26 protein-coding genes are annotated in these 24,466 nt (G+C 71.1%); 21 read left to right on the forward strand and 5 right to left on the reverse strand.

What is annotated here, in order from left to right; translation table 11 throughout:
* Positions 1 to 195 (forward strand): hypothetical protein (locus tag AB0M88_RS37675; protein ID WP_364110619.1); only part of this gene is annotated, 195 nt, incomplete at its 5' end.
* A 54-nt stretch (positions 196 to 249) separates the two neighbouring features.
* Here AB0M88_RS37675 and AB0M88_RS37680 read toward each other — a convergent pair.
* A complete protein-coding gene (locus AB0M88_RS37680; RefSeq protein WP_364110620.1) occupies positions 250 to 3,033 on the reverse strand; it encodes a P-loop NTPase fold protein in 2,784 nt (927 codons plus the stop codon).
* Positions 3,034 to 3,316: 283 nt separating this feature from the next.
* On the opposite strand from AB0M88_RS37680, the gene AB0M88_RS37685 reads away from it, so the two are divergent.
* The 10 genes from AB0M88_RS37685 to AB0M88_RS37730 all read left to right on the forward strand — a co-directional run bounded on the left by AB0M88_RS37685 (position 3,317) and on the right by AB0M88_RS37730 (position 10,188).
* Entirely contained in the window at positions 3,317 to 3,922 is a 606-nt protein-coding gene (locus AB0M88_RS37685; protein WP_364110621.1) for a CDP-alcohol phosphatidyltransferase family protein, read from the forward strand.
* On the forward strand, positions 3,919 to 4,911 hold the full coding sequence (locus tag AB0M88_RS37690) for a DUF881 domain-containing protein (RefSeq protein ID WP_364110622.1): 993 nt from the start codon (positions 3,919 to 3,921) through the stop codon (positions 4,909 to 4,911). The genes AB0M88_RS37685 and AB0M88_RS37690 overlap by 4 nt, the downstream gene beginning before the upstream one ends.
* Entirely contained in the window at positions 4,908 to 5,240 is a 333-nt protein-coding gene (locus tag AB0M88_RS37695) for a small basic family protein (protein WP_364110623.1), read from the forward strand. Before AB0M88_RS37690 ends, AB0M88_RS37695 begins: the two co-directional genes overlap by 4 nt.
* Positions 5,241 to 5,249: 9 nt before the next feature.
* On the forward strand, positions 5,250 to 6,524 hold the full coding sequence (locus tag AB0M88_RS37700) for a DUF881 domain-containing protein (RefSeq protein ID WP_364110624.1): 1,275 nt from the start codon (positions 5,250 to 5,252) through the stop codon (positions 6,522 to 6,524).
* Positions 6,525 to 6,553: 29 nt separating this feature from the next.
* On the forward strand, positions 6,554 to 6,934 hold the full coding sequence (gcvH, locus tag AB0M88_RS37705) for a glycine cleavage system protein GcvH (RefSeq protein ID WP_364110625.1): 381 nt from the start codon (positions 6,554 to 6,556) through the stop codon (positions 6,932 to 6,934).
* A gap of 167 nt (positions 6,935 to 7,101) precedes the next feature.
* Positions 7,102 to 7,554, forward strand: a complete 453-nt coding sequence (locus tag AB0M88_RS37710; RefSeq protein WP_364110626.1) for an FHA domain-containing protein — start codon at positions 7,102 to 7,104, stop codon at positions 7,552 to 7,554.
* A 65-nt stretch (positions 7,555 to 7,619) separates the two neighbouring features.
* A complete protein-coding gene (locus AB0M88_RS37715; RefSeq protein ID WP_364110627.1) occupies positions 7,620 to 8,288 on the forward strand; it encodes a MerR family transcriptional regulator in 669 nt (222 codons plus the stop codon).
* A gap of 99 nt (positions 8,289 to 8,387) precedes the next feature.
* Complete coding sequence (locus tag AB0M88_RS37720) at positions 8,388 to 8,852, forward strand: bifunctional nuclease family protein (protein ID WP_364110628.1); 465 nt, start codon at positions 8,388 to 8,390, stop codon at positions 8,850 to 8,852.
* A gap of 124 nt (positions 8,853 to 8,976) precedes the next feature.
* Positions 8,977 to 9,528: a MerR family transcriptional regulator gene (locus AB0M88_RS37725; protein ID WP_364110629.1), complete on the forward strand. Its 552-nt coding sequence runs from the start codon at positions 8,977 to 8,979 to the stop codon at positions 9,526 to 9,528.
* A 57-nt stretch (positions 9,529 to 9,585) separates the two neighbouring features.
* Complete coding sequence (locus tag AB0M88_RS37730; protein ID WP_364110630.1) at positions 9,586 to 10,188, forward strand: class I SAM-dependent methyltransferase; 603 nt, start codon at positions 9,586 to 9,588, stop codon at positions 10,186 to 10,188.
* Here the strand turns inward: AB0M88_RS37730 and AB0M88_RS37735 are convergent.
* Positions 10,142 to 12,043 (reverse strand): Na+/H+ antiporter NhaA, encoded by a 1,902-nt coding sequence (locus AB0M88_RS37735; RefSeq protein ID WP_364110631.1) that lies wholly within the window; start codon positions 12,041 to 12,043, stop codon positions 10,142 to 10,144. The genes AB0M88_RS37730 and AB0M88_RS37735 overlap by 47 nt on opposite strands.
* A gap of 80 nt (positions 12,044 to 12,123) precedes the next feature.
* Here AB0M88_RS37735 and AB0M88_RS37740 point away from each other — a divergent pair, with 80 nt between their 5' ends.
* Complete coding sequence (locus AB0M88_RS37740) at positions 12,124 to 12,699, forward strand: CPBP family intramembrane glutamic endopeptidase (protein ID WP_364110632.1); 576 nt, start codon at positions 12,124 to 12,126, stop codon at positions 12,697 to 12,699.
* A 45-nt stretch (positions 12,700 to 12,744) separates the two neighbouring features.
* Here AB0M88_RS37740 and AB0M88_RS37745 read toward each other — a convergent pair whose 3' ends face one another.
* Positions 12,745 to 13,413: a DUF4097 family beta strand repeat-containing protein gene (locus tag AB0M88_RS37745; protein WP_364110633.1), complete on the reverse strand. Its 669-nt coding sequence runs from the start codon at positions 13,411 to 13,413 to the stop codon at positions 12,745 to 12,747.
* Between the two features lie 218 nt (positions 13,414 to 13,631).
* Here AB0M88_RS37745 and AB0M88_RS37750 point away from each other — a divergent pair, with 218 nt between their 5' ends.
* Positions 13,632 to 14,366: a helix-turn-helix domain-containing protein gene (locus AB0M88_RS37750; RefSeq protein ID WP_364110634.1), complete on the forward strand. Its 735-nt coding sequence runs from the start codon at positions 13,632 to 13,634 to the stop codon at positions 14,364 to 14,366.
* A 444-nt stretch (positions 14,367 to 14,810) separates the two neighbouring features.
* Here the strand turns inward: AB0M88_RS37750 and AB0M88_RS37755 are convergent, their stop codons facing one another.
* Positions 14,811 to 15,725: a BadF/BadG/BcrA/BcrD ATPase family protein gene (locus AB0M88_RS37755; RefSeq protein WP_364110635.1), complete on the reverse strand. Its 915-nt coding sequence runs from the start codon at positions 15,723 to 15,725 to the stop codon at positions 14,811 to 14,813.
* 86 nt (positions 15,726 to 15,811) lie between these two features.
* Here AB0M88_RS37755 and AB0M88_RS37760 point away from each other — a divergent pair, with 86 nt between their 5' ends.
* The 7 genes from AB0M88_RS37760 to AB0M88_RS37790 all read left to right on the forward strand — a co-directional run bounded on the left by AB0M88_RS37760 (position 15,812) and on the right by AB0M88_RS37790 (position 23,043).
* On the forward strand, positions 15,812 to 16,738 hold the full coding sequence (locus AB0M88_RS37760) for a MurR/RpiR family transcriptional regulator (RefSeq protein ID WP_364110636.1): 927 nt from the start codon (positions 15,812 to 15,814) through the stop codon (positions 16,736 to 16,738).
* A gap of 8 nt (positions 16,739 to 16,746) precedes the next feature.
* Entirely contained in the window at positions 16,747 to 17,475 is a 729-nt protein-coding gene (locus AB0M88_RS37765; RefSeq protein WP_364110653.1) for an SIS domain-containing protein, read from the forward strand.
* Positions 17,476 to 17,489: 14 nt separating this feature from the next.
* Positions 17,490 to 18,905: an N-acetylglucosamine/diacetylchitobiose ABC transporter substrate-binding protein gene (gene ngcE / locus AB0M88_RS37770; protein ID WP_364110637.1), complete on the forward strand. Its 1,416-nt coding sequence runs from the start codon at positions 17,490 to 17,492 to the stop codon at positions 18,903 to 18,905.
* Positions 18,905 to 19,801, forward strand: a complete 897-nt coding sequence (locus tag AB0M88_RS37775) for a sugar ABC transporter permease (RefSeq protein WP_364110638.1) — start codon at positions 18,905 to 18,907, stop codon at positions 19,799 to 19,801. The genes ngcE and AB0M88_RS37775 overlap by 1 nt, the downstream gene beginning before the upstream one ends.
* Entirely contained in the window at positions 19,798 to 20,673 is an 876-nt protein-coding gene (locus AB0M88_RS37780; RefSeq protein WP_364110639.1) for a carbohydrate ABC transporter permease, read from the forward strand. The genes AB0M88_RS37775 and AB0M88_RS37780 overlap by 4 nt, the downstream gene beginning before the upstream one ends.
* A gap of 37 nt (positions 20,674 to 20,710) precedes the next feature.
* The gene (locus tag AB0M88_RS37785; protein WP_364110640.1) at positions 20,711 to 21,898 is read left to right on the forward strand and encodes a family 16 glycosylhydrolase; all 1,188 of its coding nucleotides are present in this window, start codon (positions 20,711 to 20,713) and stop codon (positions 21,896 to 21,898) included.
* A gap of 110 nt (positions 21,899 to 22,008) precedes the next feature.
* Positions 22,009 to 23,043, forward strand: coding sequence for a lysylphosphatidylglycerol synthase transmembrane domain-containing protein (locus tag AB0M88_RS37790; protein WP_364110641.1), 1,035 nt, complete (start codon positions 22,009 to 22,011; stop codon positions 23,041 to 23,043).
* Here the strand turns inward: AB0M88_RS37790 and AB0M88_RS37795 are convergent.
* Positions 23,006 to 23,476: an NUDIX domain-containing protein gene (locus tag AB0M88_RS37795; protein ID WP_364110642.1), complete on the reverse strand. Its 471-nt coding sequence runs from the start codon at positions 23,474 to 23,476 to the stop codon at positions 23,006 to 23,008. The two genes, AB0M88_RS37790 and AB0M88_RS37795, sit on opposite strands and share 38 nt — an antisense overlap.
* A gap of 145 nt (positions 23,477 to 23,621) precedes the next feature.
* Here AB0M88_RS37795 and AB0M88_RS37800 point away from each other — a divergent pair, with 145 nt between their 5' ends.
* Positions 23,622 to 24,350, forward strand: a complete 729-nt coding sequence (locus AB0M88_RS37800) for a VOC family protein (protein WP_364110643.1) — start codon at positions 23,622 to 23,624, stop codon at positions 24,348 to 24,350.
* The last annotated feature ends 116 nt before the right edge of the window (positions 24,351 to 24,466 follow it).

A 24,466-nucleotide genomic window follows, 5' to 3' on the forward strand; every position in this document is an offset into this window, starting at 1 on the left:
GGTTCGCTGCAGGCCGGAGCCTTGTTCGAACTGAGCGTGGGCGTCAGCGGTACCGGCCTGGCGGTGACCGGCTCGTCGTCGTACACCCGCGGCGCGTTGGGCGGCGGATCGAATTTCGGCCCCGCGACACCGTTCGCGGGTGGTGCCGTCGTCACCCTCGACACCAACCAGCAGCCACTTCGGGCGAAGGGCTGACACCGGCCGCCCGTACGGGCCGGGGCCGCCGGGTGACACCCGGCGGCCCCGGCGTCAGTGCGGGATCAGGGTTGCCGGGTTTCGCCGGTGCTCGACGGGCGGGGCCCAGGTGGTCGAACCAGCCAGCTCTCCGGTGTGGAAGGAGTAACGGGCGACGAGCGGGATCCAGCCTCTCATCCGATCGACCGTCATCGTGTCGGTGAGCTCGGGCAGCACCCCGGTGAGCGCGTCCCGCAGCCGCCCGGGTTCCAGCCGGGCGACGAACTCGGCCCACGGCTGCGCCCCGTCCGCTTCGAGTACGCCGTCGAACAGGCCCATCGCCTCCTGCGGCATCCCGACGAGGACGGCGAGCAGCACCACCACGCTCTGATAGTCGCGTTGCTGGACGAACGCGGCCAGCGTCTCCTCGGACAGCAGCGCCCGGGTGAGCCGGTAGAGGTTGACCAGTCGTTTCGCGGCCCGCGGGGTCGCGATCAGAGGGCCCATGGCGGCCAGCAGCTCGCGTTCGGCGTCGCTCACCGTCAGCGTGCGGAACTCGGCCCGGGCGTGGAGCGCGACCGGCTGCCCGGCGCTCGTCGCCGCAGCCCTGGAGCCGGGCGCGCGGTCGGTTCTCAGCGCATCCGGCCCGACGATCGCGCGCGAGGCGGGCTCGGGCGACGGATCCGGGGCCGGGGTCACCAGGTCGCCGATCAGCCGGCCGAAGTCGGCGGGCAGCATGGCGGAGATGTTGAACGGGATCTGGAAGATCTTCTCGAGGTAGTTGACCGGCGTGGCCGCCCAGTGCCGGGTCTCGGCCGCGGCGGTCTGTTTGCGGCCCAGGACGCGCTCGAAATGCAGGTCGAGGGACCCCAGCATCCATCGCGGGTCGACCGCGACCACCACCACGAACAACGGCAGGCCCAACAGCAGGTGAACCGCCTGCAACACCTCCACGACCCGGTCGGGCGCGCACCGGTCGAGGTCGTCGACGTACAGCACGATCCGCTCCAGCGGCCTCGGCGCGCGCTCCCAGTCCGCCTGCGTCAGCAGCTCGGCGAGGCGGTCGAAGTCGCGCCGGACCGTGGCGATGATGCCGAGCTGCCCACGGTAGTCGGCGCTCTCACTGCGTTCGCGGACGAACGAGGCCAGCTGCCGGCCCGACTCGGCGTCCTCCAGGGCGCGCGCCGCGGCGTCCTTGCGGGCCTGTGCCGCCGCGAGGTCTGCTCGCAGCTCGGCCTCCTTGGACTCCAGGTCCCGCAGGTCGGCGAGCATCGCCGCCTCCTCGCGCGCCTGTCGCTCACGGACCTTCTGCTCGACCTGGGCCGCCTTGTCCGCCACCGACTCGGCGATGCCGGCGACCCGGCCGACCGTCCGCAGGGCCTGGCGCGCGGCGGCAGCGAGCGGGACCGCGCACGCCACCAGGCCGGCGAAGACCTGGACGACGCCGTTGGCGAAGCGGTCGACCAGCAGCGGCACCACGACGCACAGAGCCGCGGCGACCGCGCCGGCGCACCAGAACCAGGTTGTCACGCGTCCGCGGTCCCGGGCGCGGACCAGGCTCCACAACCGCCCCACGCGCTGCGTGAGCGTCGCGGCGTCGTCGGCCGCGCGCCGCAGTTCCTGCAGCTCGGTGCCGGCTTGCAGGTCGAGTTGCCGGCCGGCCTCCCGCAGGCGCTCCCGCATCCCGTCGTCATCCAGGACCAGCTCGCCGACGGCCTGCATGGTGCGCAGCACCTGACGGTCGCGGCTGCGCTCGGCGCGAACCCTTTCCAGGTCGCCGGCGACTTTTCCGACCTCGGCTTCGGCCGCCGTGTACCGGGCCTGGGCCTCGCCGAGGTGTTCGCGGGTGGTCTCGAGTTCCCGCACGAGCAGGCGTCGCTGGCCGGCCCAGCGTTCCCGCGCCTCGGCGGTGCTCTCGCCGTGCCGGGGCTCCGCCAGCTCGGTGAAGATGGCGGAGACCAGGCTCGCCCACAGGTTGGCGTCGGTGTAGTGCCAGGCGTTGAACACGATCTGCCGGACCTGGCGGCAGACGGATTCCTCGTCGGCCGGGTCGGCGGTCATCTCCCGGATGCGCTCGCGCAGCTTCTCCAGGAAGAACGTCTTGCCGGTTCCCCAGTCACCGAAGAGGCCGACCGACATCGGTGGCGCGGTGCTGCGGGCCGCGATGAGCAGCGCGAGCGCCTCCACCTCGGCACCCCGGTCGAGGAGGTCCTCGCCGACGGCGGCGTCCGAAGCGTAGCCGGAATAGACGGCGTCGCCCCGGCGCCGTTGCGCCGGGTCGGCGGGCCGGTGGGCCGGAGGCTGACGATCCGGGCGCAGCCGCCGGATCGTCTCGGCCGGGAGCATGACGATGTCCTGACCGGAGTCGTTCGTCGTCCGTTCGATCACGATGCCCAGGACCTCGCCGTCCACCGACACCACGGGCGCCCCGCTGAATCCGCCGTCGACCGAACCCGCCGTGATGTGGATCTGCACCATGTCGGCTGCGAGGCGGCCGGCAATCCTGCCCTGGACCCACACGCCGGTCGGGAAGTCCCGGCCGATGCCGAGGACGCGCACCTCTTCGCCGGGACGGACTCGCTGGGTCAAGAGGGCCGGCCGCATCCGTGGGGGCTGTCCGAGAATACGCAGGAGGGCCAGGTCCGGACCCTTGCCGTCGCCGGAATATTCGGCTTTTGCCCGATAATGGTCGTTATCGGCGACGTTGACGAGAGTGACGGTCGAGATCGTCAGTCCCTGGAGAACGTGCGCGGCGGTCGCGACGATATCGGTGCTGATCAGCACCGCCGTGCCGATCTGGCGGCCGCCTTCGTCGGCGACCGCCAGGATGCTGGGGGAACGATCGGCGGGCGCGGTCATGCCGGAAACTCTAGGGGCGCCGGCGCCGGCCCTGCTTTGGTGGTGACCGACGGGCCGAGGTCATATCTAGGATCCTAGGATGGCGTTCGCGGTGTGACGTGAGTGATCGGGGACGCCGGGTAGCGGGCGCGACGAACCGGGCTGGTTATAGTTGCTCCGCGAGATTTCGGGATTGCGTGCCCGGCGGTCGGGGGACCGTTGGCCGGCCCGGCCTTTCCGTGATCGCCCAATCGGCGGGAGGGCGGCTCGCGGGGGGTTTTGCCTAGGGGGAGAGGAAGTCGCGATGTCGCAGCAGGCTGCGCCGCCGCCCATCGTCGCTTCCAACCGGATCTGGACGATCCCCAACGTCATCAGCTTCATCCGGCTGCTCGGCGTCCCGGTCTTCCTCTATCTGATGCTCGGGCCGCACCACGACGTGGCCGCCGTGATCGTGCTGGCGATCGGCGGCACCACCGACTGGGTCGACGGGTTCGTGGCGCGGCGGATGAACTCGGTGTCGCGGCTCGGGGAGCTGCTCGACCCGTTCGCCGACCGGCTCTACATCCTGGCGACGCTGATCGGGTTCACGGTGCGGGGCGTCGTGCCCTACTGGCTGACCGGGGCGCTGCTGCTGCGTGAGGCGGTGCTCGCGGTCGCGCTGCTGGTGCTGCGGCGACACGGCTACGGGCCGCCGCCGGTGCACTACGTGGGCAAGACGGGCACGTTTGTGCTGCTCGCGGCGTTCCCGGCGATCCTGCTCGCCCAGGCCGTGCCCTCGATCGACTCGTGGATGGGCCCGGTCGGGTGGGGGCTGGCGTGGTGGGCGCTCGCGCTCTACTGGGCCGCCGGTGCGCTCTATCTCGCCCAGACCGCCCAGCTGCTGCGGGCCGACCGGCTGGCCGCGGGATGACGACCCGCCCCGAGAACCCCACGGCGGCGCAGGCCACCGGCGGTCTGGCCGGCGCGCGCCCGCCCGACCCGGACGGCAGTGGCGGCCCCGCGAAGCGGACCTTCACCCCCGACTTCCTCACCGAACTGTTCCGCAACCCGCTCGACCCCGGCTATGCCGACGCCGCCGCGCGCAAGGCCCGCGAAGGCGAGGCGACCGGAGCGCGCCGATGGTCGACCAGTGCGATCGCCTTCGTGACCCTGGTCGGTCTCGGATTTCTGCTGGTCGTGGCCTACCAGCAGACGGTGGCCGACCAGCCGGCCGCGACCAAGGCCCGCACCGCGCTGATCGACCAGGTGCAGCGGCGCCGCGACGAGACCGAGCAGCTGCAGAAGCAGGCCGACCAGCTCAACAGCGACGTGTCGGCGCTGCGCGAGAAGGAGCTCGGCGGGGCCGCGGTGGCCCAGCTCAAGGACCTCGAGTCGCAGACCGGGCTGGCCCCGGTGCGGGGTTCCGGCGCCAAGATCACGCTGCGCGACGGCCCGGCCCCGGTCAACCCGCTGACCGGCGAGAAGAACACGGCCGGCCAGGTCAAGGACACCGACCTGCAGCTGGCGACCAACGCGCTGTGGTCGCTCGGGGCCGAGGCGATCGCGATCAACGGGCAGCGCCTGACCGCGACGTCGACGATCCGCCAGGCCGGCGAGGCGATCCTGGTCGACTTCCGGCCGGTCAGCACGCCCTACGAGGTGGTCGCGATCGGGCCCGACGACCTCGCGAAGAACTTCCGGGACGGCTACGCGGGCAAGTTCTTCAAGGAGCTCGTCAGCAAATACGGCATGTCGTTCGACGCGTCGGGCGTGAAGAACGTGACGCTCGACGCGGCGACCGAGCTCAAGCTGCGGGTGGCGGTCCCGTCGACACCGCCCCCCAGCCCGTCCGGATCAAGTCCGTCAGGATCAGCCAAGGCGGCGCAGCCGCACGACTCACCGTCGGAAGGCGGCCGATGATCGCCGTACTAGCCCTGCTCGTCGGGGTCGTCCTGGGCATCGTGGTGCACCCCACGGTGCCCAACGCCCTGCAGCCCTACCTGCCGATCGCCGTGGTGGCCGCGCTCGACGCGGTGTTCGGCGGCGTCCGCGCGAAGCTGGACGGCATCTTCGACGACAAGCAGTTCGTCGTGTCGTTCATCTCGAACGTGCTGGTGGCGGCCCTGATCGTCTACCTCGGCGACCAGCTGGGCGTCGGCAGCCAGCTGTCGACCGGCGTGGTGGTCGTGCTCGGCGTCCGCATCTTCGGCAACGTCGCCGCGATCCGCCGGCACCTCTTCCGGGCATAGGACCGGGCGATGAGCGATCGACAAGAACCCGACAAGGCGGCTCCCGCGGAGGCTGTGCCGTCCGAGGACTCGCCGGCGGTTCCGCCCCGGCTGGAGATGCCGACCGCGGGCCGCCGTCCGGCGTCGGTCACGGGGCCGATCGGCCGGCCGATCCCGCGGACGGTGACCTCCTCCGACGACGACGAGCCGACCGTTGCCACGGGGTCCGCGGCCGATGGGTCCGGCCTGGCCGATGAGGAGACCCGGGCGCTGAGCCGGCCGGTGGCCGAGGAGACGCGGGCGCTGCGCCGGCCGCTCCTCGACGACGGTGAGACCCGGGTGCTGCGGTCGCCGTCGGTCGCGGAGACGCCGGAGGACGCCGAGACGCCGGAGGGCGCCGAGAGCGCTTCGCTGTCGATGGCGGAGACGCTCAACCTCGACGACGGGCCGACAGTCGAGCGCGTTCGGCCGGGCGCGACTGGGGCGGCGGAGGGGGCCGAGCCGTCCCCCGAACGGGTGCCGGGAGTGAAAGGCATTGACGACGCTGCTGCTTCTGGGGACGGGGACCGCCTCGTACCGGAAAAGGCGGCGGAGGAGACCGGCGGGAAGCCGCCCGCCAAGAAGAAGCTGACCTCGGCCGGCGCTTTGATCTGGGTTCTGCTGTTGTTGCTGGGTTACACGCTCGTCGTGCAGTTGCGCAGCAACAACGACGACCAGGGTCTGGCGACCGCGCGGCAGGAGGATCTCGTGTCGATCCTGTCCGACCTGGAGTCGAGGGACAGCCGCCTGCAGACCGAGATCCAGTCCCTGGAGTCGAGCCAGCGGCAGCTGACGTCGGGCGTGTCGAGCCGGCAGGCGGCGCTGACCGAGGCGGAGAAGCGGGCGGACGAGTTGGGCCTGCTCGCGGGCACGCTGGCGGGTAAGGGCCCTGGGCTCAAGATCACAATCGATAAGGTGAAGGCGTCGGAGATCCTCAACGCCGTGCAAGAGTTGCGCGGCTCGGGCGGGGAGGTGATGGAGTTGGCGGGAGTGGACGGCGCCGCGGTGCGGATCGTCGCGTCCAGCTACTTCGTCGACGCCCAAGGCGGCGGGATCGACGCCGACGGCACGCGGCTCACCGGGCCGTGGACGCTGTGGGTGATCGGCTCCCCGCAGACCATGCAGACGGCGCTGCAGATCCCCGGCGGGGTGGTGGCGTCGATAAACGGCGCCGGCGGTAGCGTGACGATGGAGGCGCAAACCATGGTCGAGGTGACCGCGGTGCGCAAGGCCGGTTCTCTGCAATACGCGAAGCCCGCCTCGTAAGCAAGGCCGGCGTGACAACGGAGGAATGCGTGATTCCTGGAGACCTGCGGTACACCGCGGAGCACGAATGGGTGGCCGGTGACGGCAGCGGCCCGGTGCGGGTGGGCATCACCCACTTCGCGCAGGACGCCCTCGGTGACATCGTCTTCGTGCAGCTGCCCGACGAGGGCACGGCGGTGCGGGCGGGCGACTCGCTGGGCGAGATCGAGTCGACCAAGAGCGTCTCGGAGATCTACGCGCCGATCGCCGGCACGGTGGTGGCGAAGAACGCGTCGCTGTCCGACGAGCCGGAACTGATCAATGCCGAACCGTACGCGGCCGGCTGGCTGGTGGAGATCGTCCCCGATGACGCGGGCGAGATCGGGCGGTTGCTGGACGCCGAGGCATACAAGGCTCTCACCGAGAGCTGATCCGCTCAGCGCGTCCGGTTGCCTCGCGATATTGGCGCTTACTAGGCTCGCGGGGCGCACCAACAACTGTTATTCCTTTGAAACCGATAGTCGTGCGTCCGGGCCTGACGGCCGCGGCGGGGGAGCAACCCGTGCCGCCACGACCAACTGATCCGTGAGGTGGTCCGATGACGCGCCCAGACGACGAGTTCCCCCCGCTCGACGTCACGTCCACGCTGAACCTCGGCGCTCTCGACGAGGTTCTCGAGGGTCCCGACACCGACGTGGTGCCGAGCCGCATGTCCGGTTCGCTGCCGCCCGGCATGGCGCTGCTGGTCGTGCGCCGAGGCCCGAACGCGGGGGCCCGGTTCCTGCTCGACCACGACGTGACGACCAGCGGGCGACACCCCGACAGCGACATCTTCCTCGACGACGTGACGGTGTCACGCCGCCACGCGGAGTTCCACCGCGAGGGCGGCACCTTCACGGTGCGCGACGTCGGCTCGCTGAACGGCACCTATGTCAACCGCGAGCGGGTCGAAGCGGCCACGCTCAGCAACGGTGACGAGGTGCAGATCGGCAAGTTCCGCCTGGTGTTCATCGCCGGGCCGCGGCCCGAGGGCGAGGTCGGCCGGGCGTGACCTCGTCGGGGGCGGCCGCGCGCGACCCGGGGGCACGGTCCCCGGGTTCCCGCGAGGCTGCGCTGATGAGCATCGGGGAGGTGCTGGCCCATCTGCGCACCGAGTTCCCCGACACCACGATCTCCAAGTTGCGGTTCCTGGAGGCGGAGGGTCTGGTCGACCCCCAGCGCACCGCCTCCGGCTACCGCAAATACTCGTGGAACGACGTGGCGAGACTCCGGTTCGTGCTGACCGCCCAGCGCGACCAATATCTTCCGTTGCGGGTGATCCGCGAGCAGCTGGAGCGGATGGAGAACGAGCCGGCCCCGCCGGCCCGTCCGACGCTGGTCGCGGTCGGCACCGAGCGGGCGTCCGACCCGGCCGACTCCCGGATTCCCCGGGAGGATGTGATCGAGCGCACGGGTGTCACCGACGCGCTGCTCGACGAGCTCGAACAGATCGGCCTGGTCACGGCCCGTCCGCCGGGGTGGTACGACGCGGACGCGGTGATCATCGTGGAGGCCGTGGTGGGGCTGACCCACTACGGGCTCGAGGTGCGGCATCTGCGGGCCTTCCGGGCCGCCGCCGACCGCGAGGTGGGCCTGTTCACACAGCTGCTGGCGCCGCTGGTGCGGCAGAGCGATCCGGGCGCTCGGGCCCGGGCCGGTGAGACCGCGCGCGACCTGCAGGCGCTGTCCCAGCGTCTGCACGCCGCACTGGTGCGAACCGGTCTGCGAGGGGAACTCGGGCGCTGAAAGGGCGGTGTGCCGCGACCGTGGGATACGGACGGCGTGCGTGTACCGTGCAGGTTAGGGGCAGCCGTGCGGGGCGGCGAGACGACACGGAGGCGGACGGTGCGCGAGCTGAGCGTTGTCGGAGTTCGGGTGGAGCTGCCGAGCAACCAGCCGATCGTCCTTCTGCGGGAGGTCGACGGCGATCGGTATCTTCCGATCTGGATCGGCGCGGTCGAGGCGACCGCGATCGCCTATGAGCAGCAGGGGGTCAAGCCGGCCCGGCCGCTGACCCACGATCTGCTGCGCGACATCCTGGCGGCGCTCGAGGCGCCGCTCAAGGCGGTCGAGATCACCGAGTTGAAGGACAATGTCTTCTATGCCGACCTGCTGATCGGCGACGACCTGCGGGTCTCGGCGCGGCCGAGTGACTCGATCGCGCTGGCGCTGCGGGTGGGCGCCCCGATCCGGTGCGCCGACCAGGTGCTGACCGAGGCCGGCATCGTCATCCCGGACGAGCAGGAGGACGAGGTCGAGAAGTTCCGCGAGTTCCTCGACCAGGTGCGCCCGGAAGATTTCGCTGGCTGATTTCGATCACGGCGGTCGTCCATACGCGGCGTGTCGTGCAGTTACCTCCCTCTTCCGCCGCCGTCTGAGATATACGCTCGTGAAGTCCAGGTGAAGCGGCACCGCGCAGCGGGGAGGTGGTCGCGTGCACGAGCAGCCTTCCGAGGGAGCTCTTGTCGGCGAGGACGGTGAACTGGGTTATCGCGGGGTGACGGCGTGCCAGGCGGTCGGGATCAGCTACCGCCAGTTGGACTACTGGGCTCGCACCTCGCTGGTCTCGCCGAGCGTCCGCAACGCCGAGGGCTCGGGCACCCAGCGTCTCTACTCCTTCCGTGACCTGGTCGTTCTCAAGGTGGTCAAGCGCCTGCTGGACGCCGGGGTCTCGCTGCAGAACATCCGGCGGGCGATCGAGGCGCTGCGGTCGCGCGGGGTCGACGACATGGCCGCCATCACGCTGATCTCCGATGGCACGACGGTCTACGAGTGCCGTTCCCCCGAAGAGGTGGTCGACCTGCTGCAGGGCGGCCAGGGGGTGTTCGGGATCGCGATCGGCGGGGCGTTCAAGGAGATCCAGGGTTCGCTGTCGCATCTGCCGGCCGAGCCGGCCGGTTCCCCGCAGCCGCTTCCGGCCGCGCCGGAGGAGCCCGCGGCGGGCGACGAACTGGCGGCGCGACGGGCGCGGCGACGGGCCGGATGATTGCCGTTTCGGCAAGTTTCTTTGCCGCACGGTAAGGCCTGACGGCACGCTGGTGGCATGAGTCATGAGGAAGCCTGGGATTCGCGCTACGCCGAGTCCCAGCAGATTTGGAGCGGCAACCCGAACGTGGCCCTCGTTTCGGAAATCTCCGATCTGTCGCCCGGGCGGGCGCTCGATCTCGGCTGCGGCGAGGGGGCCGACGCCGTCTGGCTGGCCCGGCAGGGCTGGCAGGTCACCGCGGTCGACGTCTCGGGCGTCGCCCTCGCGCGGGCGCGTCAGCACGCCGCCGACGCCGGGGTCACGATCGATTTTCAGCGACACGACCTGCAGGAGTCGTTCCCGGCGGGCTCGTTCGATCTGGTGTCGGCTCAGTTCCTGCACTTCTGGGAGGAGTTCGACCGGGAGAAGATCTTGCGCCGGGCCGCCGACGCGGTGGCACCCGGCGGAACCCTGATCATCGAGGGCCACATGGATCACGGGCCGTTCGGGCATGGCGACATTCACTTTCCCTCGCCCGACGAAGTGATCGCCTCGCTGAAGCTGGACGACGGCTGGACGGTGCTGACCAGCACCACCCACCCGCGCGAGCAGCAGGATCAGGACGGGAACACGATCACCCGCGTCGACGCGACGGTGAAGCTGCGGCGATCTTCGCCCTGACCCGGGCGACCCGGATCGCCTCCTTGAGGGTGTGCACGTCGTACGCCCCGTAGTGCCGCTTGCCGTTGACGAAGAACGTCGGCGTGCCGGAGACCCCGCTCAGGTCGGCCGAGTCGAGGTCCTCGGTGATGCGCTCGGCGTAGGCTTGGCCCATTACATCGTCGTGGAAGCGTTCCTGGTCGAGGCCGATCTGCTCGGCGTACTTCAGCAGGTCGACGATGCGCAGCTTGTCCTGGTGGGCGAGCAGCAGGTCGTGCATCTCCCAGAACTTGCCCTGTTCGGCGGCGGCCTCGGCGGCCTCGGCGGCCAGCTGGGCCTGCGGGTGCACGTCGGACAGCGGCAGATGCCGCCAGACATACCGCAGGTCGATGTCGGTGAGCAGCTCGCGCACCACCGGTTCGGCGCGGCCGCAGTACGGGCACTGGAAGTCGCCGTACTCGACCAGCGTGACCGAGGCGTCGGCCGGCCCGCGGGTGTGGTCGCGTTCCGGGTCGACCTCGGGGATCAGGTCGGTGAGCTGGTCGGCGTCGCCGAGCAGCAGCATCGCCTTGCGGGCCTTCGGCAGTGAGCTGACGACCCGGAAGATGCCCCAGGTGAGCACCGACGCGGCCACCCCGCCGGCGAGCAGGCCCAGCTTCGCCTCGGCCAGCTGCGGACCCTTCAGCGCCAGGTCGGCGATCAGGAACGACACCGTGAAGCCGATGCCGGCGATCGTGCCGGTGCCCGCCACCGAGGCCCAGCCCACCGCCGGCCGGATCGTGCCCTTGCTCAGCAACGTCACGAGAGCGGAGACGCCGGCGATCGCCAGCGGCTTACCGACGACGTACGCGATGAAGACGCCCAGCGTGATCGACGACGTGACCGCCACCCCGAGGAACTTGCCGTCGATCGAGATGCCGGCGTTGGCCAGCCCGAACAGCGGCACGATGAGGTAGCTGCTCCAGCCCTGGTAGACCCGGGTCAGCCGGTCGTTGGGGGAGAGCGTCTGGGTCAGGCCGAGCCGGGCGAAGCGGGCCAGTTCGGCGGTCGGCTGCTCGCGGAACGAGCGGAACATCTCACTGGCCTGTTCCAGGTCGCTGCGGGCCGGGGTGTACGCGGCCGCGGTCAGGCCGAGCGCGAGCCCGGAGACGACCGGGTCGATGCCGCTGGCCAGCATGGCGCCCCAGACGACGAGGCCGAACGGCACGTAGACGAAGCCGCTGCGCACCTTGAGCAGCGGCAGCGCGAAAGTCAGGGCGTAGACGACGACCGCCACCAGCAGCGGCGTCGGCTTGATCTCGTCGGTGTAGGCCACCGCGATCACGACCAGCGCGACGAAGTCGTCGACCACCGCGACGGTCACCAGGAACAGCCGTGCCTGGTCGGGCACCCGCCGGCCGACCAGCGCGAGCAGGCCGAGCGCGAGCGCGGTGTCGGTCGACATCGCCACCCCCCAGGCGTGCCCGCCCGGCCCGGCGTGGTTGGCGACCAGGAAGATGGTGACCGGGAGGATCATGCCGACCACGCCGGCCGCCGCGGGCAGGATGAACCGCCGCCGGTCCCGCAGGTCACCGAGGTCGAACTCGCGCCGCGCCTCCAGCCCGACGACCAGGAAGAACAGCGTCATCAGGCCGCTGTTGATCCACTCCCGCAGCGTCAGGTCGATGCGGGAGCCGTCGAAGTCGAGCGCGAACGGCATGTGCCAGAACCGCTCGTACGACCCGTCGGCCAGGTTGGCCCAGAGCAGGGCGGCCACGATCGCGGCCAGGAGCACGCCGGCGCTGCCGGCCTCGGTGCTGAGAAAGCGGCGCAGCGGGGTGCCCACCTTCCTCGACCAGGTGGTGCGCCCCTCCATCGCGGTAGCCGTGTCCGTCACGGCTACACCCAACCACGCGCACCCGGGGCATCGCTACGCACCCGGTGGCCGGCGCGACGAGGCGGCGGTCTCATGGAGGTGTGGCACTCACCGTTGTGCTCCTGGCCGCCTTCTCGCTGGTCCGTGGCCGGGCCCCGCTGATCCTCGGCCCGGTCTTCGCCGCCGCGTTTCTGCTGATCGCCGGGCGGTTCTCCGGCGGCGTTCCGGTCGGTGGCACCGGTTGGGCGCTCGGCGGTCTCGGCCTGACCGTCCTCGTCTACGCGATCGCTCTGCTGGTGCCGTTCACCCGGCGCCGGTTCCGCGATCCGCGCTACGAGGTGCCGCTCGGCCGGGCGTTCTTCACCGCCCTGGTCGCGGTGCCGCTCTCGACCGTCGCGGTCGAGGAGGCCGCCTTCCGCGGGGCGTTGTGGCCGATCGCGTGGGCGACGCCGGTGCTGTTCGGGCTCTGGCACGTGCTGCCCGGCGACCGGACCAACGCGGCCGCCCCGAGCCGCTGGGCGACGTTCGGCTTCACGTTCGCGGCCGGGGTGGTGCTCGCCCTGCTCCGGCACTTCTCGGGCGGGCTGCTGGCGCCGTTCGTGCTGCACTGGGCGGCCAACGGGCTCGGTGTGGTGGCCTCGGCGGTCGCGGTGAGACTCGACCGCTCCGGGCGCTGATCCGCACCTCCTCGCGGGCCAGGAGGTGCGGATCGACTGCCGCGGTCAGAGGCTGCGGGCGACGATGTCGCCGTACGCGGTGGTCGCGTGGATGTGCAGTGCCGCGTCGGCGCCGCCGGTGTTCTTGAGCGCGTTGTGGATGCGGCCGTAGGTGGTGCCCGCGTCGAGGGTGGCCGAGACGCCCGCGGCGGCGTCCACCGCGATCTCGCCGGCCTGGGTGGTCAGGACGGCGGTGCCGCTCACCGCCTCGGTGACGCGGATGTCGCCCTTGACCGTGTTGATCGCGGCCGGGCCGGTGAGGCGGCCGATCGTGACGTCGCCGGCCGAGACGGTGACCCGGACGCCCGCCGCCTCGTCGACCTTGATGGTGGCCTGCGCGCCCTCGAAGGCGACGTCGCCGAAGCGCCCGACCGCCCGGAAGTCGGCGCTGGCCGCCTTGGCCTCGACCCGGGAGCCGGCCGGCAGCTGGACGGTGACCTCGATCGTGCCGGACGGGCCGAAGAGCTGGTTCGTGGCCGCGGTCTCGATGCGCAGGACCCCGTCGGCGAACTCCACCCGGGTCTGGTCGGCGACCTTGATGTCGCGGCTCTTCGACGGGTCGGTGGGGCGCACCTCGACCGTGGTGTCGGCGCGGTCGGCGGCGATGAGCTGGATGCGCCCGGCGGGGATCTCGACGACGGCGGTGATGGCGGTGGGGGTCTCGAAGTTCGGCATTGTTCTCTCCCTGTCCCGATGTGTTTCCGACATGAGAAACGCTACGTTGCGTTCGCGGGTCTAGCAACGGCGTTGTTGCACCTCGTTGGCATTTTCGCAGCGTACGGCGTGGAAATCGTTGCAATAGCCGGAGTTGCAATGCAACGCCGATCGGATGACGCCGTTGCAATGGCGGCGGGTGAACGCTATCGTCGGAACGGAAAGCCGAGGAGGTGGTCATGCCGGGAGGCAGGCTGACGCAGCAGGAACGCCAGCAGATCGCGCTGGGGGTGGCCGACGGCCTCGCCTACGCGGAGATCGCCCGGCGTCTCGACCGGCCCACGTCGACGGTCACCCGCGAGGTGATGCGCAACGGCGGCCCGGCCGGCTACCGGGCCGACCTGGCCCACCGCGCCACCGAACGCCGCACCCGCCGCCGCGGCAGTGCCGCTCCGCGCGGGGCGGCGGCTCCCGCGCTGCCCTTCGGACGCGACCCCGGCGCCGTCCGCGACTACGAGGAGGCGTTCGCGACCGTCTTCATGCAGTCGGGCCTGCCCAGGATGCCGTCCCGGGTGCAGGCCACCCTCTACACCAGCGACTCGGGCAGCCTGACCGCCGCCGAGCTGGTCCAGAGACTCGAGGTCAGCCCGGCGACCGTCTCCAAGGCGATCGCCCTGCTCGAAACCCTGGGCCTGGTCCGCCGCGAACGCGACGACCGCCGCCGCGAGCGCTACGTCGTCGACTCCGACGTGTGGTACCAGTCGATGATCTCCGCCGCGAAGGCGAACGCGCTGTTCGCCGACACCGCGCGCGAGGGCATCGCCATCCTCGGCCCGGGCACCCCGGCCGCGGTCCGCCTCGAAAACATCGCCCGCTTCGTCGACTTCGTGGCCGAGAGCATCGTCCGCGCCGCCGAGCAGGCCCGCGAGATCCTCTCGACGGCCAGGCCCACCGGCGACGACCCGCACGACTGAGCGCAGGGCCCGACCGGCGGGCGCCGAGAGCCTCAGCGGCCTTCCACACGTGCGAGCCGTCCTGCTGCTTCGCCGACGCGCCGTTGCCACACGTGGAAGTGCTGGTCGGCGGGCACGTCGTCGCGACGCTGGTAGGGACGCCGCCGTTGTGGCGACCCGCAGCTCTCGAGTAGTTCGATGTCATCCTGGCCCACGCTCGGTGACTGGGACCCTGACTTGCTCATCGCGGGGGACAGTCGCGCCCGGTTGCCGCGCGCGATGGGTCGGTGCGAACAGGCACTCGACGGGTTCGCCGGCGTCCTGGCCGCTCTCACTCACCCGCGAGGTGAGCGGCGGCGGGAGCGGGTCTCGGCCATTCGCGTCGAACGCGCCACGCTGGACGTTCGGCATTCAGGGACGACCGGTGACCTCGAGGCTTGCTGGACAACGGGCCGTCGATCGGGATCAGCTGATGATCGGGTGGGTGCCCAGCAGGGCCCGGTGCAACGGCTCGGGTGGATGCCGGTTGATCTGGCGGGCCGCGAGCCAGGCGGCCGCCGCGGCCGGATCGCGGGCGGTGCCGGTCGGCACCTTGCGCTTTTCGAGTACGCCCAGGACGCCGTCCCGCACCGGGGTGTCCGCGACGAGCAGGCTGCCGGCCAGCACGACCGGTCCCGGGGCGGCGAGTTCGTCCAGGGTGGCGATCAGGTGCCGGACGGCCGCGACGATGATGCGGGCCGCGTCGGGGGCGCCGTCGCGGGCGGCCGCGCAGACCGGTCTCGTGAGGGCGCCGATCTCGGTCAGCGGCAGGCTCTGGGCCCATCGGACGGCCTGCTCGGCCGTGGTCGCGCCCGAGCGGGCGGCGACCAGCCGCCCGAGCGGGCCGGACCAGTCGCGGACGGCCGCCCGGACGGTCTGCAGGCCGATCCAGCGGCCGGAGCCCTCGTCGCCGAGCAGCCAGCCGAGGCCGTCGGCGGTCGCGGTCACCCGGTGGCCGGTGATGCGGGCGGCGATCGCCCCGGTGCCGGCGACCAGGACGGTGCCGGAGTCGGCCGGGGTGCCGGCGGCGAAGGCGGTCACCACGTCGCCGACGACGGTCGGCGGGCAGGTCAGACCGAGGTCGTGGCACATCGGAGCGAACGGGTGGTCGGTGGGGCCGCAGACGCCGGCCACGCCCAGGACCGCCGCGGCCACGGAGGTCGCGGGGAAGGGGCCCAGCGCCTGTCTTATCGCCGTACCGATGGCGGTTGCCGCCGCCGGGCCGGCGGAGACCGGGTTGCCGGGGCCGGCCGTGCCCCGGCCGACGACGGTGCCGTCGGAGGTGGCCAGGACGGCGCGGGAGGCGGTGCCGCCGGCGTCCACCCCGAGCACGAGATCCATGGTGGAAATCGAAACATAGGAAACTCCTGTTGACTAGACGCGGTGACGGTCGTAATTTTCATCGGCAACAGCTAACGATGAAAAGGATGACCACCGTGACGGGTGAGAGCGGCGGGCTGCTGGGGCGGCTGCGGATCGAGGGGCCGGGCATGCCGGAGGCCCTGGCGCGGATCGCCGAGACGATCCTGGCCGATCCGGAGAACGCGGCCCACGCCAGCATCGTGGACCTGGCCGAGCGGTCGGGCACCTCGACCGCGACCGTGACCCGGTTCAGTCGCACGCTGGGGTTCAAGGGCTATGCGAGCCTGCGGGTGGCCGTGGCGACCGAGACCGGCCGGGCCGAGCAGGCGCGCTGGGAGACCGACATCAGCGGCGACATCGCGCCCGGCGATCCGCTCGGCGACGTGCTCGGCGTGGTCACCGCGGCCGACACCCGGGCCATCCAGAGCACGGCCGCGGCCTTGAAGATCGAGGACGTCGAGCGGGTGGCGGCCGCGATCGCCGAGGCCAAGCGGGTCGAGATCTTCGGGCTCGGCAGCAGCGGCACGGCGGCGCGGGAGATGGCGTTCCGGCTCGAGCGCATCCGGGTGCCGGTGTGGAACCGGTCCGACTCGCACACCGCGCTGACCAACGCGGCGCTGCTGCTGCCCGGCGACGTCGCGATCGGCCTGTCCCACTCCGGCCGCACGCGGGAGGTCATCGAGACCCTCGCCGAGGCCGCCGACCACGGCGCGCTGACCGTGGCGGTGACCAGCTTCGGGCGGTCGCCGGTGGCCGAGGTGGCCGACGTGGTGTTCACGACCTCGGTCATGGAGACCACGTTCCGGCTGGCCGCGCTCTCCGCGCTGCACTCCCAGCTGCTGGTGCTCGACCTGATCTACGTCGCGGTCGCCCAGCGGACGTACGAGCGGACCGCCGAGGCCCTGGAACTGACCGTCCGCGCCGTGGACGCCCATCGACTGCCCGAGAAGATCCCGTCCCGCAAGCGCGGGCGGCAGAAAGGACAGCAGTGAGCGACTACCTGAGTGTTGTGCAGACCGCCATCGCCGAGGTGGGTGGCGGTCAGCGCGAGCAGAAGCGGCAAGCGGCCGCGCTGCTGACCGAGACCGTGCTCGCCGGGGGAGTGATCCAGGCCTTCGGGTGCGGTCACTCCGAGGCCCTGGCCATGGAGATCGCCGGGCGGGCCGGCGGCCTGGTGCCGACCAACCGGATCGCCCTGCGCGACATCGTGCTCTACGGCGGTTCGCCGCTGTCGGAACTGGCCGACCCGGCGATCGAGCGCAGGCCGGAGATCGCCCACCGGCTCTACGAACTGGCCCCGATCAAGCCGGACGACGCGTTCGTGATCGCCAGCAACTCCGGCATCAACGGGGCCGTGGTCGAGATGGCGCTGCTGGCGAAGCAGCGCGGTCACAGGCTGATCGCCCTGACCAGCGCCAAGCATTCGGCCGGCGTCGACTCGCGGCACCCGAGCGGAAAGAAGCTGGGCGAGATCGCCGACGTGGTGCTCGACAACGGCGCGCCCTACGGCGACGCGGCCCTGCCGATTCCCGGTGGGGGAGCGGTCGGCGCGATCTCGTCGATCACCGCGGCGCTGCTGGCCCAGCAGATCGTCGCCGAGGTGGTGGCCAACCTGCTCGCGGCCGGGGTGACGCCGCCGGTCTATCTGTCGGACAACGTGCCCGGCGGTAAGGAACACAACGCAGTGATCGAGGCGCGGTACGCCGGGCGCATCCGGCGTACCGCTTAGGAAGAGAGCCCGCTATGAACTCCGAATCCCAGGTCAGACCCTATCCCAGTCGCCGCGGCGTACTGAAAACCGCCGTGACCGCGGCCGTGGCCGCGCCCATTTTGTCGGGCTGCGTGACCTCAGGCGACAAATCCGATAAAACCGTCGCGGGGGCGGCGAAGTCGGCCGACAATCCGCTCGGCGTCAAGGCCGACGCCCCGCTGGAAGTGGTGGTCTTCAAGGGCGGCTACGGCGACGACTACGCCACCAAGGCCGAAGCGCAATACACCGCCAAATTTCCCCACGCCAAGATCGACCACAAGGGGCTGCAGAAGGTCGGCGAGGCGATGCAGCCCCGCTTCGTGGCCGGCAATCCGCCCGACGTGGTCGACAACACGGGTGCGGGCCGGCTCGACATAGCGACCCTGGTGGGATCGAACCAGGTGTCCGATCTCTCCGAGCTGCTGGACGCGCCCGCGCTGGATGACTCGGGCCGGAAGCTGAGGGAGACGCTGCTTCCGGGGGTCGTCGACGACGGCACCTTCGGCGGCAAGATGGTCGCCCTCAACTTCACCTACACGGTCTGGGGCCTCTGGTATTCGAAGCCGTTCTTCGCGCAGCGGGGCTGGGCCTACCCCAAGACCTGGGACGACATGGTCGCCCTCTGCGCGACGATCAGGAAGGCCGGCATCGCCCCCTGGACCTACCAGGGCAAATACCCGGAATACATCAACGATCCGCTGCTCAGCATGGCCGCCAAGATCGGCGGGCTCGACCTGGTGAAGGCGGTCGACAACCTCGAGCCCGGCGCCTGGAAGGCCGACGGGCTGGCCCAGGCCGCGGCCGCGTTCGCCGAACTGGCCGGCAAGGGCTACATCATGTCGGGCTCCGAGGCGCTCTCGCACACCGAGGCGCAGGCCGCGTGGTGCCAGAAGAAGGCCGCCTTCATCCCGTGCGGATCGTGGCTGGAAAGCGAGCAGAAGGGCGTCGCCCCGGCCGGGTTCGACATGGTCATGGGCCCGGTGCCCGGCTTCGGAACCGACAAACTGCCGGTCACCGCGGTCGAGGCGGCCAGCAGCGAGTCGTTCGTGGTGCCGAGCAAGGCCAAGAACCCGCAGGGCGGCCTGGAATACCTGCGGATCCTGTTCGCCAAGGCGTCCGCCACCGCCTTCGCGCAGGCCAACAACACGCTGCCGGCGGTGGCCGGCGCGACCGACGGGCTCACGCTGTCGAGCGGTCTCGGCTCGGTCCGCGACGCGGTCACCAGCGCCGGCCAGGACACCTTCGTCTACCGCTTCCGCACCTGGTACGCCCCGCTGGCCAAGGCGGTCGACGACGCGACCGGCGAGCTGGTGAACAAGCGGCTCAACCCGGCCGACTGGGCGACCCGGATCCAGAAGGCGGCCGACGCGCTGGCCAAGGACACCTCCGTCACGAAGTACCACCGCTGATGAAGCACGGCCGCTGGCGGTTCCTGATCGGCGCGCTGGTGCCGGCGCTGGTGCTGCACGTCGTCTTCGTGCTGTCGCCGTACGCCCAGGCGTTCTACCTGTCGCTGACCGACTGGAACGGGGTGGCCGGCGACGCGCACTACGTCGGGGTGGGCAACTATGCCCGCCTCGGCGGCGACTCGCTGTTCCTCGACGCGGTGCGCAACAACGCGGTGATGCTGGCCGTGGTGCCGCTGGTGACGATCGCGATCGGCCTGTTCCTGGCCGGCATGCTGCACCGGGGCGGGCGCGGGCTGGCCGGCGGCCGGGCCTACCAGATCGTCTACTTCTTCCCCCAGCTGCTGTCGCTGGTCGTGATCGGCGTGCTGTGGGGGTTCGTCTACAACCCGAACACCGGCCTGATCAACTCGGGCCTGCGGGCGGTCGGCCTCGGCACGTTGGCGCGAAGCTGGCTGGCCGAACCGTCGCTCGCCCTGATCGCGGTCATGGCGGTGCTGGTCTGGTCGAGCGTCGGCTTCTACGTGGTGCTGTTCAGCGCCGCGATCGAGGCGATACCGCGGGACCTGTTCGAGGCGGCGACGCTCGACGGGGCCGGTGGCTGGACCACGTTCCGGCGGGTCACGCTGCCGCTGGTCCGCGAGTCGGTGCAGGTCGCGTTCGTCTATCTGGGGATCGCGGCGCTCGACGGGTTCGCCGTCGTGCAGGTGATGACGGTCGGGCCGGGCGGTCCCGACGGCGCCACCGAGGTCATCGGGCTCTCGCTCTACCGCACCGCTTTCGGGTACGCGAAGTTCGGCTACGCCTCGGCGATGGGGGTGGCGCTGTTCTTCGCCACGCTCACGCTGGCCGTCCTGGCCCTTCGGGCCGGCCGCAAGGAGAGGGTCGAGCTGGCATGACTCTCTTGCGCGAGCGTTCCCTTTCCCGTACGCCGGTGATCGCGCCGAAAAGGCCGAGGCCGAACCCGCTGCCGCAGCTGGCCATGCTCGCCTGGGCGCTGGTGACCGGCCTCCCGCTGCTCTGGGCGATCGTCAGCTCGTTCAAGTCGGACGACGAGATCCTGAATCACCCGTGGGCCCCGCCGTCCACGCTCAGGTTCGGCAACTGGAGCCGGGCCTGGGTCTCGGCCGACATCGGCCGCTATTTCCTCAACAGCCTCATCGTCGTGGGCGGCGCGCTCGTGCTGACGATGCTGCTGGGCTCGCTGGTCGCCTACGCCCTGGCGCGCTATTCGTTTCCCGGCAACCGCGTTCTCTACTACCTGTTCGTGGCGGCCATGTTCTTCCCGGTCTTCCTCGCCCTGGTGCCGCTGTTCTTCACCGTTCAGAAGCTCGGGCTCCTCGGCACCTATCCGGGACTGATCCTGGTCTATACCGCCTACGCCGTGCCGTTCACGGTCTTCTTCCTGCACTCGTTCTTCCGCACGCTGCCCACCGAGATCGCGGAGGCCGCCTTCCTCGACGGCTGCTCGCACGGCGCGGTGTTCTTCCGCGTGATGCTGCCGCTGGCCCGGCCGGGCCTGACGGCGGTCGGCATCTTCAATTTCCTCGGGCTCTGGAACCAGTATCTTCTGCCGCTGGTTCTCAACCCCGACCCGGACCGGTACGTCCTGGCTCAGGGTCTGGCCAACCTGACGGTCAACCAGGGCTACCGCAGCGACTGGGGCGGCCTGTTCGCCGGTCTGACGATCGCCATGCTGCCGGTGCTGATCGCCTACGTCGCGTTCCAGAAACACATCCGCGCCGGAATGACCGCCGGCGCGGTCAAGTAGATCCCCTGTTGGCAAAATCCCCCCAAGGAGTCTGCCCATGTTAATCGACAAGCGTCGATTGGCCGGAATCTCCGCGGCGTTACTCGTGGCTTCGGGCGCCGTTGCCCTGACGTCCGGTACCGCCAACGCCGCCGACTGCGGCTACCTGTTCGACGACTTCCACTACGCGTCGTCGTCCGACACCACCCTGACCGGCCACGGCTGGACGCCCCGCAGCTACTCGGGCGGCCCGGGCATCCCCGGCGCCACCTGGTCGCCGAACAGCATCTCGTTCCCCACCGCCAACGGCGACAAGGTCATGCAGCTCACCGGGTCGACCGACGGCGCCGGCGCCGGCACCAACCAGGCCGAGCTCTACTCGACCCAGAAGCGGTTCCTGGACGGCACCTACGCCAGCCGCATCAAGTTCTCCGACGCGCCGGTCTCCGGCCCGGACGGCGACCACGTCAACGAGACCTTCTTCACGATCAGCCCACTCAACGGGGACCTCGACCCCACCTACAGCGAGCTCGACTTCTCCGAATACCTGCCCAACGGCGGGTGGGGCGAGACCGGGCCGATCAACTACCAGACCAGCTGGTACACCTACCAGAACGAGCCCTGGTATGCCGACAACGTGCACTCCGAGGAGCGGCAGAGCTTCGACGGATGGCACGACCTGGTCATCCAGGTCGCCAACGGGCACATCGTCTACTACATCGACGGCGTGCAGGTCGGCGACCACTCGGGCAAGTTCTACCCGCGCCAGACGATGACGATCAACTGGAACCTCTGGTTCATCGACACCGCCGCACACAGCGGCGGGCTCTCGACGTACGCCGAACAGGTCGACTGGGTGCTCTTCGCCAAGAACCAGGTGCTCAGCCCGGCCCAGGCGACCGCGCAGGCGGCGGCCTACCGTACGGGCGGGAACGCGTTCACCGACACGGTGATCTCGACCGGCGGCTGCACCACCACACCGCCTCCCACCACCGGTCCGACCACTGGGCCGCCGACCACTCAGCCCACGACGCCTCCTCCGGCGACCGACTGCTCGAACGCGCCCGAGTGGAACATCTCCTCGGTCTACACCGGCGGGTCGGTGGTCAAGCACGAGAAGAGCCGGAACGGCGACCCGAACGGTCCCGCCTCCGGGCAGGGCAAGCACCTGTGGCGGGCGAAGTATTGGACACAGGGGTCGGAACCGGGCTGGACCGACCAGTGGCAGGATCTCGGCCACTGCTGATCGCCGCTCTTTGTTGAAGGGCGTTTCCTTCAAGGGCGGGACGGACGCGTCCCGCCCTTTTGCGTCACACCTGCTGGCCCTGGGTTGCCGGGGTTTGGAAGTATCGCGACGTGCCCAGCAAACGGACGTGGTCCCGGCTCCGGCTGCCGGCGGTCCTGCTGGCCGCGACCGGGCTGGCGGCGTTCGGGCTGTGGGGCCGGCTGCCCGACCCGCGGTCCTTCCTCAGCGCGTTCACCGGCGCTGACTACTCGTGGATAGCGCTCGCGGTGATCCTGCAGGTCGTCTCCCTGGGCGCGTTCGCGTGGCAGCAGCGCCTGTTGATGGGTGCACTCGGCGTACGGCTGAAAGCGCGGCACGCCGCGCTGGTGACGCTGGCCCGCACCGCCCTCTCGATCTCCATGCCGGCCGGCGGAGCCGTGTCGGCCGCCTACGCGGTACGCGAATACGAGCGCGCCGGCACCCCGCGCGAGGTCGGCACCGCCTCGATGATCGTCTCCGGGCTGGCCTCGATCGGCGGCCTGGCCCTGCTCTACGTGGGCGGCTTCGCCGCGCTGGTGACCACCGACCCGCACCTGCTCGCCGGACCGCGCCCCCTGATCATCATCGCCGTCCTGGCCGCGCTGACCTTCGGCGCGGTGCTCGCCGGACGCCGCTGGATGCGCCGGCCGCCGCCCCCGGCCGACGCCGGCCCGGAAACCGGCCTGCACGGTTTCCTCCGCCGCACCCTGGCCTCGGCCCGCGAGGGCTGGCGCGCCGGGGCGTCGCTGCGGGCCCGCGACTGGATCGTGGCGGTGCTGCTGCTCGGCATCAACTGGCTGACCGACCTGCTCTGCCTGGCCGCCACGTGCCGGGCGGTCGGCCTGCCGGTCGGGGTGACCACGCTGGCCGGCATCTACCTCGGCGTGCAGATCGTCCGGCAGGTGCCGCTGACCCCCGGCGGGGTCGGCGTGATCGACACCGCCCTGATCGCCGGCCTGACCGCGGCCGGCGCGACCGCGGCGACCGCCGTCGCCGCCGTCCTGGTCTACCGCCTGATCTCCTGCTGGCTGCTGCTGCCCCTGGGCGGTGTGGCCGCGGTCCTGCTCCGCCGCCGGCGCCCCGAAGCGGTCAGCCGCCGCCGAGCAAAGCGGCGAGCAGCGGCCTGATCTCCGCTGGCCGCAGGTTGAGCGTCTCCAACTCACCGGCCGTGGCCCAGCGCAGCTCGAAGCTGTTGCCCGGCCGGTGGTAGCCGAGCTCGGGGCCGCCCAGCTTCGGCGTGCCCGACACGTCGGTCATCACGAAATAGTGTGCCGGCCGCCCGAGATGCGAGCCCTCGAACACCTGCCGCCCGGCGGTGCCGGTCATGGTCGCCTCCTCCTGAAGTTCCCGCTCGGCGGCCTGCCGGATCGTCTCGCCCGGCTCGACATGCCCGCCGGGCAGCACCGCATAGTGGTGTCCGGGGCAGTGCTCGCCCCGGTGGCCGGCCTCCCCGCACATCGCACAGCCGGCCGGGGCGTCAACCTGCCGGAACCGCTTGATCACCAGCACCCGCGGCCCGTCGACGACGACGGCGACAGCGCGCGGAATCGGATCGGTCATGACAGGACCGTAGCCCGACTTGTGCCCGACGAGCCGATGCCATCCCGGGTGAGGCCTTTGTCTACCCGGCCGGCCGCGCGGTCTCGAGCCGATGTCCCGAGCCAATTCGGTGGCCCGATCCGCGAACCGGATCTAGCCTGCCGGGATGACGTCCCAGCTGTTCGCCGTCTGCTTCGACGCCCGTTCGCCACTCGACCAGGCGGCGTTCTGGTCCGGGCTCCTGGGCTGGGAGGCCGACGGCGCCACGCTCTCGCCGAGCGACGACACCGGGTTCCGGCTGCGGTTCCGGCCGAGCGACGCTCCCAAGACCGTGCCGAACCGGATGCACTTCGATCTGACCAGCACCTCCCTGGAGGATCAGCGGGAGACGGTCGCGCGGGCGCTGGAGCTGGGCGGCCGCCACATCGACGTCGGGCAGCGGCCGGAGGAGGGGCACGTGGTGCTCGCCGACCCGGAGGGCAACGAGTTCTGCGTCATCGCGCCGGGCAACAAGTTCCTCGCCGGGTGCGGCTTCGTCGGCGCGTTGTCCTGCGACGGCTCGCAGGCGGTCGGATACTTCTGGAGCGCGGCGCTGGGCTGGCCGCTGGTCTGGGATCAAAACCAGGAGACGGCGATCCGCTCCCCGCACGGCGGCCCCAAACTCACCTGGGGCGGCCCGCCCGTCAACCCCAAGACCGGCACCGGCCGCGTCCACTACGACCTGCTGCCCGAGGGTCCCCCGGCGGCCGAACTCGACCGCCTGCTCACCCTCGGCGCCACCCGCCTCGACTCGTCCGACACCGGCCGGGTGGCCCTCGCCGACCCGGACGGCAACGAGTTCTGCCTGCTGCTCGGCGCGGCCCGGCCGCCACTCGGCGGCACCGCGGCGGCCTGAGCGGACAGCCCGAGCCGCGCCCCGAGGCCACCTTTTCCCCCCGGGCGGCTGCGCAGTCCGGCCCGCGGCCGCCGGACGAGGTCGCCCCCGCGCCAACCGTGACCGAATTAGGGGTG

Source organism: Actinoplanes sp. NPDC051411, assembly GCF_040682075.1.
Classification (GTDB): domain Bacteria; phylum Actinomycetota; class Actinomycetes; order Mycobacteriales; family Micromonosporaceae; genus Actinoplanes.

Coding starts and splice junctions, on each gene's coding strand:
- AB0M88_RS37775 (WP_364110638.1), top strand. CDS start 18,905: ATGAAGCACGGCCGCTGGCGGTTCCTGATCGGCGCGCTGGTGCCGGCG.
- AB0M88_RS37700 (WP_364110624.1), top strand. CDS start 5,250: ATGAGCGATCGACAAGAACCCGACAAGGCGGCTCCCGCGGAGGCTGTG.
- AB0M88_RS37750 (WP_364110634.1), top strand. CDS start 13,632: ATGCCGGGAGGCAGGCTGACGCAGCAGGAACGCCAGCAGATCGCGCTG.
- AB0M88_RS37695 (WP_364110623.1), top strand. CDS start 4,908: ATGATCGCCGTACTAGCCCTGCTCGTCGGGGTCGTCCTGGGCATCGTG.
- AB0M88_RS37685 (WP_364110621.1), top strand. CDS start 3,317: ATGTCGCAGCAGGCTGCGCCGCCGCCCATCGTCGCTTCCAACCGGATC.
- AB0M88_RS37745 (WP_364110633.1), bottom strand. CDS start 13,413: ATGCCGAACTTCGAGACCCCCACCGCCATCACCGCCGTCGTCGAGATC.
- AB0M88_RS37715 (WP_364110627.1), top strand. CDS start 7,620: ATGAGCATCGGGGAGGTGCTGGCCCATCTGCGCACCGAGTTCCCCGAC.
- AB0M88_RS37690 (WP_364110622.1), top strand. CDS start 3,919: ATGACGACCCGCCCCGAGAACCCCACGGCGGCGCAGGCCACCGGCGGT.
- AB0M88_RS37680 (WP_364110620.1), bottom strand. CDS start 3,033: ATGACCGCGCCCGCCGATCGTTCCCCCAGCATCCTGGCGGTCGCCGAC.
- AB0M88_RS37730 (WP_364110630.1), top strand. CDS start 9,586: ATGAGTCATGAGGAAGCCTGGGATTCGCGCTACGCCGAGTCCCAGCAG.
- AB0M88_RS37785 (WP_364110640.1), top strand. CDS start 20,711: ATGTTAATCGACAAGCGTCGATTGGCCGGAATCTCCGCGGCGTTACTC.
- AB0M88_RS37780 (WP_364110639.1), top strand. CDS start 19,798: ATGACTCTCTTGCGCGAGCGTTCCCTTTCCCGTACGCCGGTGATCGCG.
- ngcE (WP_364110637.1), top strand. CDS start 17,490: ATGAACTCCGAATCCCAGGTCAGACCCTATCCCAGTCGCCGCGGCGTA.
- AB0M88_RS37710 (WP_364110626.1), top strand. CDS start 7,102: ATGACGCGCCCAGACGACGAGTTCCCCCCGCTCGACGTCACGTCCACG.
- AB0M88_RS37795 (WP_364110642.1), bottom strand. CDS start 23,476: ATGACCGATCCGATTCCGCGCGCTGTCGCCGTCGTCGTCGACGGGCCG.
- AB0M88_RS37800 (WP_364110643.1), top strand. CDS start 23,622: ATGACGTCCCAGCTGTTCGCCGTCTGCTTCGACGCCCGTTCGCCACTC.
- AB0M88_RS37760 (WP_364110636.1), top strand. CDS start 15,812: ATGACCACCGTGACGGGTGAGAGCGGCGGGCTGCTGGGGCGGCTGCGG.
- AB0M88_RS37755 (WP_364110635.1), bottom strand. CDS start 15,725: ATGGATCTCGTGCTCGGGGTGGACGCCGGCGGCACCGCCTCCCGCGCC.